Annotated in this window: 2 protein-coding genes and 1 pseudogene; all 3 read right to left on the bottom strand. The window is 73.5% G+C overall.

Annotated elements, in window-relative coordinates:
• Positions 1 to 210, bottom strand: a pseudogene (locus tag KBX39_RS29495) (3-hydroxyacyl-CoA dehydrogenase); the annotation flags it as partial.
• Positions 207 to 1403, bottom strand: a complete 1197-nt coding sequence (locus KBX39_RS29490) for a thiolase family protein (protein WP_064447157.1) — start codon at positions 1401 to 1403, stop codon at positions 207 to 209. The gene KBX39_RS29490 and the pseudogene KBX39_RS29495, both read right to left, overlap by 4 nt.
• A 101-nt stretch (positions 1404 to 1504) precedes the next feature.
• Positions 1505 to 2191 (bottom strand): HRDC domain-containing protein (locus KBX39_RS29485; protein WP_210873662.1); only part of this gene is annotated, 687 nt, incomplete at its 5' end.

Genomic DNA, 2191 nt, shown 5'->3' with positions numbered 1-2191 from the left:
GGTGACCGCGATGAACGCCGGCTCCGCCGCCAGCGCGGCGGTGATCGCCTCGTCCAGGCTGGTCAGACCGGCCGGGCCGAAGGTGTTCGGCTTGGTGTGGTCGAAGCCGTTGTCCAGCGTGATGAGGGCGGCGGGCCGGTCCAGCCCGGGTACGGCCACCTGGCGCAGCAGCGCCTTGGTGACGACCTCGTTCGGTGCGGCGAGGCTCACTTGTCTCCACCCTCCCAGTGCGGGTTCTCCCAGATCACGGTGCCGCCCATGCCGATGCCGATGCACATGGCGGTGAGGCCGTAGCGGACCTCGGGGTGCTCGGCGAACTGGCGGGCGAGCTGGGTCATCAGCCGGACGCCGGAGGACGCGAGCGGGTGACCGATGGCGATCGCGCCGCCCCACGGGTTGACCCGCGGGTCGTCGTCGGCGATGCCGAAGTGGTCGAGGAAGGCGAGCACCTGCACCGCGAACGCCTCGTTCAGCTCGAACAGGCCGATGTCGTCGATGCTGAGGCCGGCGATGCGCAGCGCCTTCTCGGTCGACGGGATCGGGCCGACGCCCATCACCTCGGGCTCGACGCCGACGAAGCCGAACGACACCAGGCGCATGCCGACCGGCAGGCCCAGCTCACGAGCGGTCTCCTCGGCCACCAGCAGCGCGGCGGTGGCGCCGTCGTTCAGGCCGGCCGCGTTGCCCGCGGTGACCTTGCCGTGCGGCCGGAACGGGGTCTTCAGCCCGGCCAGCTTCTCCATCGAGGTGTCGCGGGGCGCCTCGTCCACGGTGGCCAGGCCCCAGCCCGCCTCCGGGTCGCGCACCGCCACCGGCACCAGGTCGCCCTGGAGCTTGCCGTTGGCGTACGCCTTGGCGGTCTTCTGCTGCGACGCCAGCGCGAACGCGTCGGTGCGCTCCTTGGTGATGTGCGGGACGCGGTCGTGCAGGTTCTCCGCGGTGGAGCCCATCACCAGGGCGGACGGGTCGACGAGCTTCTCCGCGACGATGCGCGGGTTGGGGTCGACGCCCTCACCCATCGGGTGGCGGCCCATGTGCTCGACGCCGCCGGCGATCGCGACGTCGTACGCGCCCATGGCGATGCCGCTGGCCACGGTGGTGACGGCGGTCATCGCGCCGGCGCACATCCGGTCGATGGCGAAGCCCGGCACGGTCTTGGGCAGGCCGGCCAGCAGGGCGGCGGTACGGCCGATGGTCAGGCCCTGGTCACCGATCTGGGTGGTGGCGGCGATCGCCACCTCCTCCACCTTCTCCGGCGGCAGTTGCGGGTTGCGGCGCATCAGCTCGCGGATGCAGCGGATCACCAGATCGTCGGCGCGGGTGTTGGCGTACATCCCACCCGCCTTGCCGAACGGGGTACGGACGCCGTCGACGAAGACGACATCCCGGACTTCACGGGGCACTTGGAGCCTCCCTCGGCACGGGCATTTCCCCGGATGCTACTCGCCAGTAACCAAACGCGGCACCACCCCCCGCGTGGCCCACCTCACACCTGCCACCGACGTTACTGCTGGGGGGTGCGCAGCGCCTCGGTAAGAGCGGGCAGCAGCAGCCCGATCTGCCACTCCCGGGCGCCGAAGGCGCGCAGCGCCTCCGCGACGGTGTAGTCGGTGATCTCCTCCGGCGGCTGCCACGCCAGCCGGCGGATCGAGTCCGGCGCGATCAGGTTCTCCGCCGGCAGCCGGTGCGCCCCGGCGGTGCCGACCACCACCTCCCGGGCCCGGGCCAGCCGCCCGGCCGCCACCGGGTCACGCTCGGCCCAGCGGTGCGGCGGAGGCGGCCCTTCCACCGTCGGGCTCACCGGCAGCGCGTCGTCCGGCAACTGACGCGCGTCGTCGAGCGCCGCCAGCCAGGTACGTGCCAGCCGGCGCACCGAGCGCCCACCGATACCGGGGAGCGTGAGCAGCGTCTTCTCGTCCTTCGGGTCCAGCTCGGCGGCGGCCACGATGGCCGAGTCGGGCAGCACCCGGCCCGGCGCGGCGTCCCGGCGGGCGGCGATCTGGTCCCGCGCGTACCAGAGGGACCGCACCCGGGCCTGGGCGCGCGCGCCGCGTACCCGGTGGATGCCGGACGTGCGCCGCCACGGCTCGGCGCGCACGCGCGGCGGACGGGCGCCGTTGCGCACCAGCGCGTCGAACTCCTCCGCCGCCCAGCCGGACTTGCCCTGCCGCCCCAGCTCCTCGTCCAGCGC

This window comes from Micromonospora sp. D75, from assembly GCF_018070405.1.
Lineage (GTDB): Bacteria > Actinomycetota > Actinomycetes > Mycobacteriales > Micromonosporaceae > Micromonospora > Micromonospora chalcea.
The sequence above is the reverse complement of the archived record's forward strand: the minus strand, read 5'-3'. Positions and strand labels throughout refer to the sequence as shown.